Genomic DNA, 17338 nt, shown 5'->3' with positions numbered 1-17338 from the left:
CCGCCCCGCACAGGGGCGACGCCTGAAGCACGCTAACAAATCGCGGATGCCAGCACGAACGCTAAAACACCAAACCGCGACGCCTGAAGCACGCTAACGAATCGCGGATGCCAGCACAAACGCCAATACACGCCAACGACGAGGCACAAAGCCCCCCAGCGTCGCAGACAAAAAAACCACTACCTCTGCTGCGCTATCTTCTGCCGCCGCTCCAAAACCCGCGCATACCACGTAAGTGGAAAACACATCGCAAAGTACAGCAACGCGACCATCCCATAGATAGGAAAAGGCCTGAACGCCGCATTAGTAATCATGGTCCCGGTCTTGGTGAGCTCGGTGAACCCGATAATAGAAGTGAGAGCAGTGCTCTTAACAACTTGAACGAGAAACCCAACAGTAGGCGCAACAGCAATTTTCAGGGCCTGCGGCCAGACAATAAACCTCAACTGCTGAGAAAACGTCATCCCGAGACTTGCGCCCGCGGCCCACTGCCCACGGGGCACAGCCTCAACGCATCCACGCCAGATATCCGCAAGATACGCACTCGTATAAAGCGTCAACGTAACAGTAGCCGCGACCCAGGGCGACACATCAACCCCCATCAACGGCAACCCAAAAAACGCGAGAAACAGTTGCATCAGCAAAGGCGTGCCCTGAAACAACTCGACATAAAGCACGACCACACGCCTGAGCCAAGGCAAAGGAGACACACGCATGGCGAGCAACACCAACCCGACAACCCCGCCCCCAATAAACGCAATCAACGACAACAACACCGTCCACCGCGCCGCGAGCAGCAGATTGCGCGCAATATCCCAAAGCGTGAATTCGATCATGACGAGCGCTCCGTCGTCGGTGCGGTGCGTGCGCCGCGAATCGCAAAGAGCGTACGCAACAACCCGCGCGGAGCATCGGACGACCGCGCCGCACGCCCCGCGAAAAGGCCCTTGCCGAGCCGGTTCAGCACTTGCCGCAATACCACCGACAGCACCAGATACGTCGCGGTAATAATCACGTACGCCTCGAACGACCGGAAGTTGCGCGACTGGATATAGTTCGCCGCGTAAGTCAGATCGGGCACCGAGATCTGCGACACGACCGCCGAGCCAAGCATCACGATCAACACCTGGCTCAACAACGCAGGAAACACGTTGGCCACCGCCTGCGGCAACACGACATGTCGAAACACCTGGCGTTGCTGAAGCCCAAGCGCCTGCGCCGCCTGGATCTGGCCGCGCGGAATCGAGTCGATACCGGCACGCACGATCTCGATTGCGTATGCACCAAGATTGACCGTCATCGCGAATATCGCGGCCTGGATTTCGTCGATGTGAATGCCAAGACTCGGCAGCCCGAAAAATACAAAGAACAACTGCACCAGAAACGGCGTATTACGGATCAACTCGACATATGTCGCGATCAGCCCGCGTGCCCATTTCGGCCCGGACACGGCCACCACCGCGCCGCCGATGCCAACCAGCCCGCCCAGCACGGTCGATACGGCCGTCAACCCGAGCGTCACGCCGACGCCACGCACGAGCATCCCCGCATACATGTCGAAACTGCTGAAATCGAACGTATAACTCATCGCATGCGGCTCATCGTGACATCGGCTGATCAAAAGAACTGGCTTAGAGGTTTTCCGGCAGCGGCGCGCGCAGCCACTTCTGCGAAATCGCGTTCATCGTGCCGTCCTTGCGGGAACGCGCGATGGTCTCGTCGACTTTCTTCAGGAGGCGCGGCTCGTTCTTGTTCAGGCCGACGTGATCGGGCGAACTGAACAGCGAGAACTTCTGCTCCGGGTCATTGGCGGGATGGCGCGCGAGGATCGTCGCGCCCACATCGTTACCGACGACCATCAACTGTACCTGACCAGAAAGAAATGCAGAAATAGCGCCGTTCGGATCATCGAACCGTTTGATGTTCGCCGACGGCGGCGCGATCTTCGTCACGCTCAGGTCCTCCAGCGTGCCGCGCGCAACGGAAATGCTCTTGCCCGCGAGATCGTTCGCGTCCTTCACCTTCAGCGACTTCGGGCCGAACACGGCAAGGTAGTAGGGCGCATAAGGCTGCGAGAAATCGATCACCTTCTCGCGCTCGGGCGTCTGGCCGACGGAGAGCAGCATGTCCGCCTTGTGGTCGGCGAGGTAGGCCATGCGGTTGTCGCCCGTCACGGCCACCAGTTCCACCTTCACGCCGAGCGACTTGCCGATCAGGTTCGCGACGTCGATGTCATAGCCTTGCGGCTTCATGTCCGGGCCAATCGAGCCGAACGGCGGATAGTCCATGAACACGCCGACGCGCACGACGCCCGCCTTCGTGATCGTGTCGAGCGCGTCCGCGTGCGCGAGCGGCGCGAACGCCGACAGCGCGACGCCCGCGAAGGCGAGCGAGGCGAACCCTTTGCAGAAGCGGCGACGGAGGAGAGCGGCGGTGGTCATGGGTGCGTCCTTTTTGAATGTTGAGACAGTGATGAAAGCCACTCTAGGTATGCAAAAAACCTGGAACAACCGAAATCTGCGCATGGAAGCCATGCGTTACGCTCATGCCGTAAGGGTTCTCCCGGCCACGATCGCGCATGAGTCTGGCGCATGACGGCACGATCCGCGGAATTTTGGATCGCGTATGCTTTGGGATTGTCACGCGTGTGACCGAGAGCAAAGCGGCACGCGCGATGAATTTTCCTGATGCGATCCTCCCCCATGCGACGACTTCCGCCCCTGAATGCCTTGCAGATCTTCGAGACCGTGGCGCGCCATCGCAGCTTCACGCGCGCGGCGGAGCATCTGTGCCTGACACAAGGCGCCGTGAGCCGGCAGATTCTCGCGCTCGAGGACTACTACCAGTTCCCGCTCTTCAAGCGCCACGCGAAGGGCCTCACGCTGACCGCGGAAGGCGAATTGCTGCTGCCCGCCGTCAAGGAGAGCTTTGCGCGCATCGAAGAGATTTCGCTGCGCCTCACGCGCCAGCGCACCGATCTCGCGCTCAAGGTGCCGACCTGCGTGATGCGCTGGATACTGCCCAAGATCATGCAGTTCCAGGCGGAATATCCTGATCTGCACGTGCAGATCACGACGACCTGGCAGCACGATGTCGACTTTCAGGTCGAACCGTTCGATGCCGCGATCGTCTATGGCACGTCAGCGGGCGCGGATGTGCAGGCGGTGCCGCTCTTCGAGGAACGCCTTACGCCCGTCTGCGCGCCCCAGTTGCTGCACGACAAGCCGCTCGGCAAGGCCGCCGACCTTTCGCGCCACACGCTGCTGCACCCTACGCGCGATCATCGCGACTGGAAAATGTGGCTTGAATACGTGGAAGCGCGCGATGTCGACGCGAATCACGGTCCCAGCTTCGATACGCTCGATCTCGCCACGAACGCAGCGCTCCAGGGCTTCGGCGTGGCGATCAGCGATCTTGCGCTGATCGACGAGGACGTCGCCGCGCAACGGCTCGTGCGGCCGTTCGAGGCCGTGCTCACGACGGGCGCGCGCTACTACTTCGTGTACCCGGACAGCGTCGCGCATCAGCAGAAGGTCAATCTGTTCCGCGACTGGATCGACCGGCACTGGGCGCAGTGAACGGCGCTCAGGGCGCGAACGAGAGAAACAGATACGCGGCGAACAGCGACAGGTGCACGGCACCTTGCAGGATCGTGGTGCGCCCGGTGCCGAGCGTCATCGCGCTGATCAGCAACGTCAGCGTGAGCAGCACCGTGTCCTTGCCGTCGATGCCGAGCACGAGCGGACGGCCCGTCCAGATGAATACCAGCGCGACGGTCGGAATCGTCAAGCCGATGCTCGCGAGCGCCGAGCCGAGCGCGAGGTTGAGACTGGTCTGCAGACGGTCGGCGCGCGCCGCGCGCACGGCGGCGAGTCCTTCGGGCAGCAGCACGAGCGCCGCGATCACGATGCCGACCACGGCTTCAGGCGCGCCTGCTTCGAGCACCGCGCGCTCGACGACGGGCGACAGCACCTTCGCGAGTAGCACGACGGCGACGAGACTCACCACCAGCAACGCGCCGCTCGTCAATGCGACGCGCGAACTGGGCGGGGCAGCGTGCGCGTCTTCGTTGGCGGCATGGGCGTCGGCGAGAAAATAGTCGCGGTGACGCACGGTCTGCACGAATACGAACACGCCATACAGCACCAGCGACGACACCCCCGCGAACGCCAGCTGCGAGTCGCTGAGCGCGGGGCCGAGCTTGACACTCGTGTAGTTGGGCATCACCAGCGACAGCACGGAGAGCGACGCCAGCACGGCCAGCGCCGCGTTGGCGCCACGGAGCTGGAAGTCCTGCTCGCGATGGCGCAATCCACCCACCAGCAGACAGATCCCGACAATCCCGTTGCACACGATCATGACGGCGGCGAACACGGTGTCGCGCGCCAGCCCCGCCTTTTCCGGCCCCGCCGACAGCATCACCGATACGATCAGCGCCACTTCGATCACCGTCACGGCCACGGCCAGCACGAGCGTGCCGAACGGCTCGCCGACGCGATGCGCGACCACTTCGGCGTGATGCACGCCCGCGAACACCGAGCCCGCCAGCGCAAGCGCGGCAACGGCGGTCAGCAGCCCGTTGCCGGGCAGCGCGTAGGCGGCGCCCAGCACGATCCACGCGAGCAAGGGGGCTGCGATCGTCCAGCGGGGCAATACGGGCGATGTCGATGCCATGTGATCAGTCCGTCAGTTGTTGTTGGTGTGTGGTTCGCGACAGGACGCCGCTACATCGGCTTGCGGGCGGCTCGCCTAGCCGTGAGATTAAACCAGCCGGTCGTACAGGCGGTGTGACGGCACGACAAAAATGCGCGTTGCAAAGAAAAACACCGCTCTTCGCGACGAAGAGCGGTGCGTTGTCCAACCTGGCGCCCGCGTGCGGGCGCCAGCAGGCGATGCGCGGTTTACTGGCCGACCGGGCGGATCGTCAGTGCGTTCTTCACCGACGTCACGCCTGCCACGCCTTGCGCGACTTCCGTCGCCTTGTCGACTTGCGGCTGCTCCGGCACCGAGCCCTGCAGCGTCACAGCACCGCTACGTGCGCGAACCGTGATGTTGGCGACGCTGAGGTCCTTTGCCTTCGCCAGTGCGCCGCGAACCTTGCGCGCCAGCGCGCGGTCAGCCGACTTGGCTGCCTTTGCGGTTTGCTTGGCGCTCGGTTGAGCCGTCATGTCGGCATCGCTTGCCTGCGCGTATGCGTTGATCGACGCGAGCACCACAAATGCGCCAGCTGCCATCTTGATTGCCTGAATCGCCTTCATTCACTTTCTCCTGTTGTCATGATTTGCGACGGTGTCGCGCCTGAAACGCGCCCGGCTAGCGGGCTCTTCACGCGTGATACCACTGCACTACCACTTCTTTGCTTCGGGATGAAAACGGTTGCGGGTTGTCCATGCGCCGCGCGGCTGGCCGACCGGACGGGCCTGCCTGGGTCGCCGATGCGGCTAGCCGGACAGTAACGATACCTCAATTGGTTCCATGGTGAAGATAAGGGGCCGCCGGATGCGGCATTGCTACAACGGATCGATGCCGCCCGAGCCATCCGGCTTGCGCCGTGCATCGAACCGCACTGCGCGTCATCATGCTGCAAACTGCGTGGCTCACGCCGACGGCCACAGTTCATTCCGGCGCATCATCGCATGAAGAAGACGACGCTTTCCCTCTGTCCTCTACACCGCAACGATCTCCCCATCGATACGGTTGACCTCGCGCGCTTCCTGCTGGGTAAATACCTGGCCCACGACCTGGACGAGGGGCGGGCAGCGGGGCGGATCGTCGAGACCGAGGCGTATCCCATCGGCGACTCGACCAATCATGCGTATCCGGGGCGGCGTGCTTACAACGGCTCGATGTTCCTCGAACACGGGCATGCTTATGTGCGGCTCACGTACGGCATCTACAACGTGATCAACGTGGTCAGTGAGCGGGAAGGCACGGGCGCTGCCGCGTTGATTCGCGCGCTCGAGCCGGTCGAGGGCATCGAACAGATGCAGGCGCGCCGGCCGGACGCAAAGCTGCGCGATCTGGCGCGTGGCCCGGGACGGCTGGCGCTCGCGCTGGGCATCGATCTGAGCTTCGACGGCGCCGACCTTTGCACCGGGCGCGGGCTATGGCTCGGCGCGGCGGGCAACGCGCACACGCCGATCGCCGTGACGACGCGCATCGGGATCGCGCGGGAAACGCATCGGCTGCTGCGCTTCTATGTGCCGGGTAGCCCGTTCGTCAGCGGGCCGCGCAGGTTGCTGTCGGCAGAAACGCTGCCGCCCGCGTGAGGTCACGTGCTGCGACGAGTCCTGGAGCGCAGCGTCGAACCCGTTCATGCGTGTGGCATCCGTCGCGTTTGCCACATATTGAGATGCGCCGATCCGCCCCGACATTATTACGCCTCGCCGCGCGCCAATTGACATCCGGCTTGCAAAGCGCGCGGACTCTTTCACTCAGTGCAATTAAGTATCTCCGGAATAGGGGTTTTCCCTTGGTGTGCCGATGGCTACACTGTTCTCACTGGCTTCACACACGGTTGTGTGAAGCGGCTGACAAAACAACTTTCGGAGGTAGTTACCATGAAATCGCTGATCAAGGCTGTCGCCATCGCTGCTGTTCTCGCCATCCCCGCCGTCTCGTTCGCTCAGTCGAACCAGCCCGTGACCCGCGCGCAAGTCCGCGCCGAACTGGTCCAGCTGGAAAAAGCGGGCTACAACCCGGCAACGGCTGTCGATTCGACCTATCCGGCCGACATCCAGGCTGCCGAAGCACGCGTTCAGGCGCAAAACGGTGCGGTTGCGCAAGCGCCTGTCGCCGACACGGGCTACGGGGCGTCGACGAACGGTTCGTCGCAATCGGGCGCGGCCAAAACGCTGAGCCCGGCGCAAGACGTCTACTTCGGTCATTGATTCCGGAGTGCAAGCCGGACGGCTGCATCGGTCCGGCGTGCGCGCCTTCACTGCAGACGTGAGGCGCGCAACCAGAATATCGACGGCGGCGTGGCGGTGTCCGGGCACGGTCGTCGCGCGTCCGTCCAAGAAAGCATGAACCTCCGCCGCCGTAAGGTGGCTTAGCCCAACCTCGCGGATTGGGCTTTTTTTGCTGGCTCTCGCGGCAGGCGCAGCAGGGCGCACCGCAGGCGCAGCGGCGAAAACGCCATTGCAGCGGCGCGACGCTCAGCTGCTATGGATGTAATGCTCGAGCTGCTGGATGGTGAACTGCTGCTCGGCGATGATGGTTTTCACGAGGTCGCCGATCGACACCATGCCGATCAACTGTTCTTCGTTGTCGAGCACAGGCAGGTGACGCATGCGGCGCTCGGTCATCAACGCCATGCATTCGTCCGTGGTCTGGTCCGGGCGCACGAAGCGCACGGCGCTGCTCATGATGTCGCGCACGGGCGTCGTCTTCGACGAGCGATCCATCAGCACGATCTTGCGCGCATAGTCGCGTTCGGTGACGATCCCCGCGATCGCCCCGTTTTCCTTGACGATCAATGCACCGATCTGTTTTTCGGCCATCAGCTTGATGGCGTTGTAGACGGAATCGGATGCCTCGATCGTGTGGACCTCTTGAGTCGGCTTCGATTTGAGGACTTGTGCGACGCTAGTCATGGAGCGGCTCCGTTTGCAGTGCAGCACGCCTGGCCACGGCGCGCTGGGGTGAAGGAGAGGCACGTCAAGCGCAGAACAGGCGCAAATCAAGTATAGGCGTCGACAACGCGCGCGGCGACGCTCGCTTCGCCTGGTTTCGTGGGAACCATCACGCATGTCATGCGATTTGCGGCAATGAGCATGCTGCGTTTCTCGTCGCGCATGCGCGCAGTGATGCACCGCGATGGTCCGCCGAGATGGTCCGTATGGGGCTGCCCGCGCACCAGCGCAGAGCGGCTGCCAGGTACAATTCGACGTTTAGCGGTAAACTCCGCTTCTGTACTTTATCCCCGGTAGCTCACGGGTTCATGTCCGCAATTCCGCTAACGCCATGCCCATGTCTCACGATCCGTCGCTCGCTGACGGCGCAATCACCGGCGAATGCGTCACACTCGACGCCTGCGCCACGCTTCCCACCCGCTACGGCACCTTCGAATCTTATGTGTTCCGCGTGAACGACTCGGGCGCCGAGCATTTCGCGCTCGTGATGGGCGATGTCGAGAATAAACAGTCGGTGCTCACGCGCCTGCATTCGGAGTGTCTGACGGGCGACGTGCTCGGTTCATACCGTTGCGACTGCGGCGAGCAACTGGACCTCGCGCTGCGCTACATCGCGGCGGAGGGCTGTGGCGTGCTGCTGTATCTGCGTGGCCACGAAGGGCGCGGCATCGGCCTGTCGAACAAGATCCGCGCGTATGCGCTGCAGCAGCAGGGCCGCGACACCGTCGAGGCGAATCTCGATCTCGGCCTGCCCGACGACTCGCGCGAGTACGATTCGGCGGCCGCGATTCTGCGCCTGCTGAAGGTGACGTCGGTGCGACTGATGAGCAACAACCCGAAGAAGTTCGACTCGCTGTCGAAGCACGGTATTCCCGTTTGCGAACGTGTCGCACTCGCCATTCCGATGCGCGAAGAAAACGAGCGCTATATCCGCACCAAGCAGGTGAAGTTCGGGCATTACTTCGAGGAAAACGAATAGTGATAATTCCCGATCTGTCTGTCGTCTTTCAGAGAAAGCTAAAATAATCCGCAAGTGATTGAAAATAAAATGGAAACTGTCGACGTTGGCCGTCCGGGTCGGCACAATGACGCTTGTCTCCATACGTCTGAACTCGTGATCCCGGCGTAGGTTTCACGAGGGGGGAGATTGTCGCTATGGAGAGCAACCGAGATCGCCGACGAAAGCGATGGTCTTTGGTGGACGATTCCCAAACGAAAGACGAAGGGGCTTCATAACGAGAAAGCAACGGATCTGCGCGTGCCGCTCGTGGGCCGCGCAGAAGTAATTGTGCGGCGACGCCTCGATCAGGCCAAAGGGACGGTACTGTTTCGTTCGTCGCGTGGGGAAGCGATGGATCAGACCGGTGGTCCAGCACGGCATCTATTATCATCAGCCTTACTGCAAAATTGCACCGAACCATGATCGTCCGCGGTTGCCCGTGACTCATTGGTCCGCCCACGATCTTCGACAGACAACACGCACGCTGCTTGCAACGCTTGGTTATCCGAACGAAATCACCGAGGCAGTGCTTGGTCATGTTCAGCCCGGAATAATCGGCGTCTATAACCGACATACCTACGACAGAGAACGGCGTCAGTGGCTCGCGCAACTGTCACATCGCCTCGAAGATATTGCAGCTACATATCCGCCGAAAAAATAGCAACGTGAAGTTGATACGTGTGCACGGCGCCCGGCCACGTCGTGTGGTACTCGCTGCTTGCGGCCTCAACGTCAGCCTTTGGTGTGGCCACACATCAGACCCCACGGCGTTGATCGTTCTTATTCGGGAGACACTGACGAATCCCGCGCACATTCGGATACTCGTTCCGTGAGTCCTTCCGCGTCAAGCTTCAGGTCTTCGAGCATGAGTTCGCGGATCACGACAGCGGAGCCGTCCAGGCGCGCCGCAACCATCCGGTTACCGAGCATCGGCGACAGATGTCGCGCGCCTTCCAGAACGCGCTTCGCGTTGTCTGGTGGCATGCTCGCGTCGTCCTGTCGAGGCGCCTCAGAACCAACGGCTTCCTTGATGTCGACGAGCGGCGCGACGGCACGCTTGACGCGATTGCGCGCACTGGTTGGGAACGCTTCGCACGCCTCCTCAATACTGCCCGGATGATGCTCACCTGGAAAGCCGATGACAACGGCAGCCTGCTGCAGATCCTCGATGGACTTCGTGCTGTCGTTCGTGCGCAACTGGGAGGCGAGCAGCTTGTGCGCGGCAAACCGGTTGGCGTCAGGCACGCGTACCGGCACTGCACCGTGGCGCGAGAGCAGCACGCCGTTCTGCGAAGTTCCAAGGACGTAGCCGAGGTATGGGAGGCCGGCGGCATGCGCGTTAAGTTCGGCTGCTGGCGGGATCGTAAAATTCTCGTACTGGACTCATGAACATGCGTTCATGAGTTCGCCCCACGCGAAATCGACCTGATCGGGAAACATCGGTACGACCCCCGCGCCAGGTGTGAAAGTCAGTTCGCCAAAAAACAGCGCATTATCCGGGGCATAGAGATCGACGCGCACGTAATCGAAATCCCGCGAGAGTTTGTCCGCTGCTACAAGGATCTCGGACAGGTTGGGCGGCGGCGGTTCGGGTGTCGCGCTGCGCGCATAGTCTCCAATCGTGACGTCGAGATAATTCCAGTCGACGTCATACACGTTGCCACGCGGAAACGGGCCGAAGCGGTCGGAGATCTGCACGATGTACATCACGGGACGCATGCCCTTGCGTCGGAAGACATGTACCTTGTAATCGGCGGGCACCTGGCCCGACCTGTCGAGCAGCAGTTTTTCGAAGAACAGTCTCGGCTGGATTTCCTTGTAATGGCGCTCGCGCGACACATGGTAGAACTCCGTTGTCAGCCAGCGGTCTGCGAGACCCGCCAGGTGTTCGTACGTCACCTCCGATTTGTCGCGCACGATTTCGACGAACGTGCTGCCGTGATTTGCCTTCATGACGAACGATTGCGGCAGGGAGTTGAAAACCTCGCGAGTGAATTCGCCTGGAACCGCAATCAGCGGGATAAGATAAGACTCGCCGAGCGTGCGCGCGACGTAATCGCGCACAGCGATCTTGTCGGTCAAGGCGGCATAGCGCGGATCGGGCTTAAGGCTCCGCATGAGAATATGTTCGTTGAACGTGCGCGGCCGTCGAAGGTTGGGGTAGCGGCCCACGAGTTTCCGATGCAATAGCGAGAGAAAAAGCTGATCGGGCAATAACGTCTTCATCTGCTCTTTCAGGCGCCAGGCCGCACGGTTCGCTATTCCATCGACAGCGCTAGCTGTTTCGGCTCCTCCCGACCGCATCGCGTCGGCGCGCGGATAAGCGAGAACATCGCTCGAATGTCGTAGCCTACGGGACATTGGTGTGGCCTCCATAATCTCCATCAATACGGTGCGTCCGTAGGCGCGCGGCTGCGCGCAGGAGACACAATGTAAGCCGGTTCAGTGGACAGCTCGACGCGGATCTCGCCGACGCTGATCACGGCCCCTTGGGGCGCATTCGGCCCGTTGACCCGTTCGAGCGTCACGTAGTAGTCGCGCGACGCGCCGTTTCCCGACTTCAGCAACGAAGCCGTGGCGGGATAGTCGAGCATGACCATGCCGTGATGCGATGCCCCGGCGATTTCGAACGCGCCGAACGTGCCTAGAAGGTTTTGCTGGCGCGCCGTATCGGTGTCGAACCTGTCGGGCAGATTCAGATAGACGTTGTAGTAATAGCCGCCCGCCGCGCCCGCTTGCGTCAACGAGATGTCGTCGAACACGATCCGCACCGAACGGTATCGTCCGGCTGCTGCTCCGTTGACAGACGCAGCCGAGGAGCGATCGCCGTGTTCAGCGGCCGCGAGCGGCGCGGCTGTGGCGGATAGCAGCTGCTGAACAGGCGCCGTCGATGCGGCCTCGCCGGTGACGCGCGCCGTCGTCGACTGTTCGCGCAGCGTGACGCCTTTCACGCCGCCGATCGAGCGCACGCCCGTGTCGATGTTGCGAGCAGCCGTGGCGGGGAAGGAGCCGGTTGCCGGGCGACTGCGCGAAAGGCCAATGCTTGCCTGCACGCGAATGATGCGCCCCACCTGTGCCTGCGGCGGCATGGTCGTCGGACGCGACGCTCTGTCGTAGTCGTAACCCAGACGGGTACGTGCCGAGTAGGTCTGCTCCTTGAGGATCGTCAGGCCGGTTGCGTAAGTGAACGTGCCCGCCCAGTACGGATCGCTTGGCACGGGCATCGTTCGACCGTCGGGGAGCGCCCATGCATGCCACAGACGGTCGACGTTCGCGTGATGCAGATAAAAGATCGGATCGCGAGGCGACTGCATTGTGGCCATCGCATTGCCAATGATGTTGTGCACCGGGTTGTGCGGCGCCGTCTCGAACTTTTCTTCGAACGAGTTGACAGTGCCGCGCTGGAAATTCACGGTACTGGATGCCCAGGGTGAAAGATCGAGCGCGTTATAGACATTGGTGTTCAGGCGAGGACAGTAAAGCGGATTGCCACTCGCCTGATCCGTGAATTCGGCGGGCACATGTGGATTCGTGAACCAGTCCCAATATGGCAGAGTAAAGCCCACATCGCCCGAAACGAGCCTTATCTGGCGCTCGAGGTAATACAGATAACCGCGATGCCACGCGAGAAAGTACGGCTGCTTGTGCGGACAATAATTGGCGTGAACGTTAGTCCAGTATTGCCAGGAATTCGGGTCCGCCGCGTTCGTATTCGCCTGCATGGTCCGGACTGCGTTGAGAAACGGCGCGTAATGCGGTGTCGTTACGAATGTCTGCCATTCGACACGAATCAGGTTAGTCGTGGTGGCAGCGCGTGCGTAAAAGGGTAATGTAGCCCACGTAATGGCCGATGCAGCCCCGCCTAGAAACGCTCTCCGATTGATTCGATACGACATGATTCCTCCACTTGTTCGGGGCGCTAATGCGTACGCTCGGTGATGCGTACATGGAAACGATGTTTCCCGGCGCCTTTGTTTTGGTGCTTGAGGCAGGTATCGCAACTGAGATCGAAAGAACGAATTACGTGCAAGCGGATTCAGACAAGAACCTTTCGACGTCATGCTACTAGACGAATGCCGAATGCTTAACCTTTTAACTTCGTCAATTGGCGACAGCCTGGCTGAAAAAGCTGACGAGGTCGGTACATCGCGCATTGACTATCAAGGTGACGCCTATCTGCGAACCCTGCTATTTCAGGGCGCACGCTCCGCGGTCCTGACGGCGAACCGACGCAACGACCGGCTATCGCGCTGGATCGTCCAGTTGCAGGCACGCGTGGGCTATAGCAACACACTGGTCGCCGTGGCCAACAAGCACGCACGCATCCTTTGGGCGGTGCTCGCCAGGGGCGAACGATTCGATCCGTCCCGGCCGCTGTTCCGTGTTCCTGTTGGTCTCCTCCGAACTGGCAATGCAGGAGCTTAACGAATGACTCACTAAACCACAGCTGAAAAAACGGGGAGGTCCTTATAGAGGGGTAAGACTGGAAGCCCGTCGATTCCGATTGCGGCGATGCGGCGCATTTACTTCATGGAGTGGTTTTGGTCTGTCAGATCCGGCGTTGCAAGAGGCGCTTTATGACGTGCCGCTATATCGTGATCTTGCGGGGCTGGACGATGACGTGCCGATGCGCGTCGCCCAGGCTCACGGGGCAACTGACAAAACCGATCGACTGAGCCACGCGTGCAATGTGTGCATCACTCACTGACAGTCGGCTGCCGCAGGGCACTAGTTTGTTGCGTTCGGAATCTGCTTTGACGCCGCAAGGCAAACTCGCCAATGCCCGTGAAAGCCGGAAATGCCGCTTTGATTTCATCGTGATGGTGGTGAGGGCGTGATCGCGAATCGGAGCCCAGCTTCACGTCGCCATGGCGCACGTGTCCGGTGGCGACGGCCGCTCGAGACGAATACGCGGATGTGCGCTTCCGCGAAAAAAAGGGCGAGAATCGAGGCTCGCCCTCAGAGATCACGGGTCACCGTACGTGGAGCGTGCGACCCGCTGCCGGTCATTAAGGCAACGCCGGGTTTACTGCGTTTTCGCGGCATCGACCTTGGCGTCGGCGGCCTTTTTGTTTGCGTCGCCTTGAGCCTCGACCTTCTTCTTGTCGGCCTTCGCTTGGGCCACATTTGCATCCTGGGCGGCTTCGTGTTTCTTCTTGTCAGCCTTGGCCTGCGCGTCGTGCTTCTTCTTGTCGGCCCGGGCCTGCGCCTTCATGGCGTCTCCGCGCGCGTCAGACGCTTCCTTCGGTGTTGTTGCCTTTTCCATCTTCGCGGCCTTTTTGTCAGCGTCGGCTTGAGCAGAGGCCTTGTCCTCGTTCGCCGTCGCCTGAGCCTTGTCGGCGTCGCTCTGGGCCTCAGCCTTCTTCTTGTTGGCGGTAGCCTGTGCTTCGCTCTTCTCGCTGTTTGCCTTCATTTGTGCCTTGCCGGCGTCCGAGGGCGCGGGGGTCTGTGCGAATGCCGTGGTAACGAGTAGGACGGATGCGAGTGCTGCGACGATCTTCTTCATGGTTTTCTCCCTTGGAAGTGCACTGCGCTGGACAGTGCTGGCTGTATAAACGTCCATTGAGTCGCTAACGTTGACTCTTATCTCGTGACAAACGGTAAGCAGACGAGACGAAATGCAACGCCAAAGTGCGACCAAGGTCCTCCATAGCATCGCCTCGTGCCAGCTGAACAATTCCGACGGCAATAGAAGCAAGACCGCCCAGAACCAGAAGCTGCAAGGCAGCCATCGAGCCGCCTGTCGTGTGATATCGACGATTTGCGTTCCGTTCAGCACGCACGACCGTTCTTGAGATCAAGCCACCTTCGCGCGCTACCACTCGGCACATGCAGGGTTTCAGCAGCATGGCTATAGAGAAGTAAAACGTACACATCCATCGCGCTACGCGGCAAAACATACCGAGGCCTGCGCTCTGTTGGGTCGTCCCCATGTTCCACAGTAGATGCACCGATTCTCTTTCTGGCGGTTGTCGGGCACAGTCGATTGCTGGCAGATAAGCTCACGTCATTTTTTGCAGTGCATTATCCCATCGCGGTACCGTAATCTGCGACCGACCGCGTGATGGTTGTCCGGCCAACAAATAGAAGAAGCACAAAAAAAAGCTGGGTCATGCAGGCAGAACTCCAACAAGTAAAAACCTCTTATTTGTGACGGATGAGGCAGATATGGAAACTTCCGCAGTCGAGCTACCGCATCAGTCCAACGATCGATTTGTCCAGGTGGCTGCTGCGCTTGGCGCGCTGCGGCGTGGCGACATGTCCTGTCGTTTGCCGGATGCGTGGGAGGGCGAGGCGGGCAAGGTTGCGTCAGAGTTCAACATGTTGGCCGCTGTCACGGGCCGCATTTCGCATGAGGTCGCGCAGGTGTCGCGAGGCGCGTCGGGCAATAGCGCGATGCCGACGGAATTCGCCGTTAGCGGCGAAGCGCTGGCGGGTGCCTGGCTCGACAACGTGGGGCATATCAACGCACTCGTCGAAACAGTCAGGACGGGACACGACTGCACGAAGACGATACTGTCGGCGTTGATCGCGCTGCAGAAAGGGCAACCCGCGACACTTCCGCTGGACTGGACGGGCGTACATGGGAAGCTCGCGCAAGTATTCAACGAGGTGGTCGAGCAGAACCTGCGGATGTCCGAGGAACTGGGACGGCTTAGCCGCGTAGTCGGCAAGGAAGGCCGTCTGAAGGAGCGCGCGGCGCTGCCCTACGCAAGGGGCTTCTGGAGCGAGTCTATAGACGCGGTCAATTCGCTGATAGCCGATCTGGTTCATCCGACCAGCGAGGTGGCGCGCGTGATCGGCGCGGTTGCGCAAGGCGACCTGTCGAAGAGCATGGCGCTCGAAGCGGAAGGCAGAGCGTTGCAGGGCGAGTTTCTGCGCACCGCGAAGACGATCAACACAATGGTGGACCAGCTCGGCACGTTCGCCGTCGAAGTCACGCGTGTCGCCCGCGAAGTCGGCACGGAGGGCAAGCTCGGCGGCCAGGCCGATGTGCAGGGTGTCGCGGGCACATGGAAGGACCTGACCGACTCGGTCAACTCGATGGCAGGCAATCTGACCAGCCAGGTCCGCAACATCGCCGAGGTGACGAAGGCCGTCGCGGCCGGTGATCTGTCGAAGAAGATCACGGTGGACGTGAAGGGTGAGATTCTCGAACTGAAGAACACCATCAACACGATGGTCGACCAGTTGCGCTCGTTCGCGTCCGAAGTGACACGCGTCGCGCGTGAAGTCGGCACGGAGGGCAAGCTCGGCGGGCAGGCGGACGTGCGGGGCGTCGCGGGCACATGGAAGGATCTGACCGACAACGTGAACTTCATGGCAGGCAATCTGACGAGCCAGGTGCGCAACATTGCCGAAGTGACGAAGGCCGTGGCAGCGGGCGACCTGTCGAAGAAGATCACCGTCGATGTGAAGGGCGAAATTCTCGAACTGAAGAATACGATCAACACGATGGTCGACCAGTTGCGCTCGTTCGCATCGGAAGTGACACGCGTCGCGCGTGAAGTCGGCACGGAAGGCAAGCTCGGCGGCCAGGCCGATGTGCAGGGCGTTGCGGGTACGTGGAAAGACCTGACCGACTCGGTGAACTCGATGGGCAGTAACCTGACGGGGCAGGTGCGCAACATCGCGGACGTGACGACGGCCGTTGCAGCGGGCGATCTGTCGAAGAAGATCACTGTCGATGTGAAGGGCGAAATCCTTGAACTGAAGAACACCATCAACACCATGGTCGACCAGTTACGCTCGTTCGCATCGGAAGTGACGCGCGTCGCGCGCGAAGTCGGCACGGAAGGGAAACTCGGCGGACAGGCCGATGTGCAGGGCGTCGCGGGTACATGGAAAGACCTGACCGACTCGGTGAACTCGATGGGCAGCAATCTGACCGCACAGGTGCGCAATATCGCAGAAGTCACGACAGCCGTGGCGGCAGGCGACCTGTCCAAGAAGATCACCGTAGACGTCAAGGGAGAAATTCTCGAGCTGAAGAACACGATCAATACGATGGTGGATCAGCTCAGCTCGTTCGCGTCAGAAGTGACGCGCGTTGCTCGCGAAGTGGGCACGGAAGGCAAGCTCGGCGGGCAGGCCGATGTGCAGGGCGTCGCGGGCACATGGAAGGATCTGACCGACTCGGTCAATTCCATGGGCAGCAATCTCACCGCCCAGGTCCGCAACATCGCGGACGTCACGACGGCGGTTGCGGCTGGCGACCTGTCGAAGAAGATCACGGTGGACGTGAAGGGCGAAATCCTTGAACTGAAGAACACCATCAACACCATGGTCGATCAGTTGCGGTCGTTCGCATCGGAAGTGACGCGCGTCGCGCGCGAAGTGGGCACGGAGGGCAAGCTCGGCGGGCAGGCCGACGTGCAGGGCGTCGCGGGTACGTGGAAGGATCTGACTGACAACGTGAACTTCATGGCGGGCAATCTGACGAGCCAGGTGCGCAACATCGCCGACGTGACGAAAGCGGTGGCGGCGGGCGACCTGTCCAAGAAGATCACGGTGGACGTGAAAGGCGAAATTCTCGAACTGAAGAACACGATCAACACGATGGTCGATCAGCTTGGTTCATTCGCTTCAGAAGTGACACGCGTTGCGCGTGAAGTAGGCACGGAGGGCAAGCTCGGCGGGCAGGCCGATGTGCAGGGCGTCGCGGGTACGTGGAAGGATCTGACTGACAACGTGAACTTCATGG

14 protein-coding genes and 5 pseudogenes are annotated in these 17338 nt (G+C 61.0%); 8 read left to right on the top strand and 11 right to left on the bottom strand.

The features are described 5' to 3' along the window. Positions 1–179: 179 nt before the first annotated feature. Genes KFO72_RS37150 through KFO72_RS37140 form a run of 3 tightly spaced genes read right to left on the bottom strand, consistent with a single transcriptional unit; the run spans position 180 to position 2441 of the window. Positions 180–836 (bottom strand): amino acid ABC transporter permease, encoded by a 657-nt coding sequence (locus tag KFO72_RS37150; RefSeq protein ID WP_225034172.1) that lies wholly within the window; start codon positions 834–836, stop codon positions 180–182. Beyond that, positions 833–1588 carry an amino acid ABC transporter permease gene (locus tag KFO72_RS37145; RefSeq protein ID WP_035989291.1) on the bottom strand — a complete coding sequence of 252 codons (756 nt, stop codon included), beginning with the start codon at positions 1586–1588 and terminating at the stop codon, positions 833–835. The genes KFO72_RS37150 and KFO72_RS37145 overlap by 4 nt, the downstream gene beginning before the upstream one ends. 43 nt (positions 1589–1631) lie before the next feature. After that, positions 1632–2441, bottom strand: coding sequence for a transporter substrate-binding domain-containing protein (locus tag KFO72_RS37140; protein WP_035989294.1), 810 nt, complete (start codon positions 2439–2441; stop codon positions 1632–1634). 261 nt (positions 2442–2702) lie between these two features. Between KFO72_RS37140 and KFO72_RS37135 the strand changes: the two genes are divergently transcribed. Further along, positions 2703–3578: a LysR substrate-binding domain-containing protein gene (locus KFO72_RS37135; protein ID WP_060603100.1), complete on the top strand. Its 876-nt coding sequence runs from the start codon at positions 2703–2705 to the stop codon at positions 3576–3578. Between the two features lie 7 nt (positions 3579–3585). Here the strand turns inward: KFO72_RS37135 and KFO72_RS37130 are convergent, their stop codons facing one another. After that, positions 3586–4674, bottom strand: a complete 1089-nt coding sequence (locus KFO72_RS37130; RefSeq protein ID WP_054934657.1) for a calcium:proton antiporter — start codon at positions 4672–4674, stop codon at positions 3586–3588. Positions 4675–4901: 227 nt separating this feature from the next. Continuing rightward, the gene (locus tag KFO72_RS37125; protein WP_042309209.1) at positions 4902–5258 is read right to left on the bottom strand and encodes a BON domain-containing protein; all 357 of its coding nucleotides are present in this window, start codon (positions 5256–5258) and stop codon (positions 4902–4904) included. A 378-nt stretch (positions 5259–5636) separates the two neighbouring features. On the opposite strand from KFO72_RS37125, the gene KFO72_RS37120 reads away from it, so the two are divergent. Together KFO72_RS37120 and KFO72_RS37115 are read left to right on the top strand one after the other, a co-directional pair. Further along, positions 5637–6269 (top strand): DNA-3-methyladenine glycosylase, encoded by a 633-nt coding sequence (locus KFO72_RS37120; RefSeq protein ID WP_225034171.1) that lies wholly within the window; start codon positions 5637–5639, stop codon positions 6267–6269. Positions 6270–6560: 291 nt separating this feature from the next. Beyond that, complete coding sequence (locus tag KFO72_RS37115) at positions 6561–6890, top strand: DUF4148 domain-containing protein (RefSeq protein WP_054934659.1); 330 nt, start codon at positions 6561–6563, stop codon at positions 6888–6890. Between the two features lie 267 nt (positions 6891–7157). Here KFO72_RS37115 and KFO72_RS37110 read toward each other — a convergent pair whose 3' ends face one another. Next, a complete protein-coding gene (locus tag KFO72_RS37110) occupies positions 7158–7595 on the bottom strand; it encodes a CBS domain-containing protein (protein WP_054934660.1) in 438 nt (145 codons plus the stop codon). 370 nt (positions 7596–7965) lie between these two features. Here KFO72_RS37110 and ribA point away from each other — a divergent pair, with 370 nt between their 5' ends. Both ribA and KFO72_RS42365 read left to right on the top strand, forming a co-directional pair. After that, complete coding sequence (ribA, locus tag KFO72_RS37105; RefSeq protein WP_054934661.1) at positions 7966–8613, top strand: GTP cyclohydrolase II; 648 nt, start codon at positions 7966–7968, stop codon at positions 8611–8613. Positions 8614–8796: 183 nt separating this feature from the next. After that, a pseudogene (locus KFO72_RS42365) lies at positions 8797–9295 on the top strand (alpha/beta hydrolase); the annotation flags it as partial. A 164-nt stretch (positions 9296–9459) separates the two neighbouring features. On the opposite strand, the pseudogene KFO72_RS37100 reads toward KFO72_RS42365, so the two are convergent. From KFO72_RS37100 to KFO72_RS37085, 4 genes and pseudogenes are all read right to left on the bottom strand, one after another. Beyond that, a pseudogene (locus tag KFO72_RS37100) lies at positions 9460–9675 on the bottom strand (DUF2252 family protein); the annotation flags it as partial. A 63-nt stretch (positions 9676–9738) separates the two neighbouring features. Continuing rightward, positions 9739–9996 (bottom strand): annotated as a pseudogene (locus KFO72_RS37095) (GSU2403 family nucleotidyltransferase fold protein); the annotation flags it as partial. Positions 9997–10017: 21 nt separating this feature from the next. After that, entirely contained in the window at positions 10018–10860 is an 843-nt protein-coding gene (locus KFO72_RS37090) for an ATP-grasp fold amidoligase family protein (RefSeq protein ID WP_225034170.1), read from the bottom strand. 158 nt (positions 10861–11018) lie between these two features. After that, positions 11019–12356 carry a tyrosinase family protein gene (locus KFO72_RS37085; RefSeq protein WP_054934665.1) on the bottom strand — a complete coding sequence of 446 codons (1338 nt, stop codon included), beginning with the start codon at positions 12354–12356 and terminating at the stop codon, positions 11019–11021. Positions 12357–12783: 427 nt separating this feature from the next. Between KFO72_RS37085 and KFO72_RS37080 the strand changes: the two are divergent. Further along, positions 12784–13059: pseudogene (locus KFO72_RS37080) on the top strand (hypothetical protein); the annotation flags it as partial. Positions 13060–13110: 51 nt separating this feature from the next. Further along, a pseudogene (locus KFO72_RS37075) lies at positions 13111–13249 on the top strand (transposase); the annotation flags it as partial. 411 nt (positions 13250–13660) lie between these two features. Here KFO72_RS37075 and KFO72_RS37070 read toward each other — a convergent pair. Continuing rightward, the gene (locus KFO72_RS37070) at positions 13661–14140 is read right to left on the bottom strand and encodes a hypothetical protein (protein ID WP_054934667.1); all 480 of its coding nucleotides are present in this window, start codon (positions 14138–14140) and stop codon (positions 13661–13663) included. A gap of 662 nt (positions 14141–14802) precedes the next feature. Here KFO72_RS37070 and KFO72_RS37065 point away from each other — a divergent pair. Then, positions 14803–17338, top strand: a 2536-nt coding sequence (locus tag KFO72_RS37065; RefSeq protein ID WP_225034169.1) for a HAMP domain-containing protein, incomplete at its 3' end; no start/stop codon positions are given.

It is taken from the genome of Paraburkholderia sp. XV (assembly GCF_020177535.1).
Lineage (GTDB): Bacteria > Pseudomonadota > Gammaproteobacteria > Burkholderiales > Burkholderiaceae > Paraburkholderia > Paraburkholderia caribensis.
The sequence above is the reverse complement of the archived record's forward strand: the minus strand, read 5'-3'. Positions and strand labels throughout refer to the sequence as shown.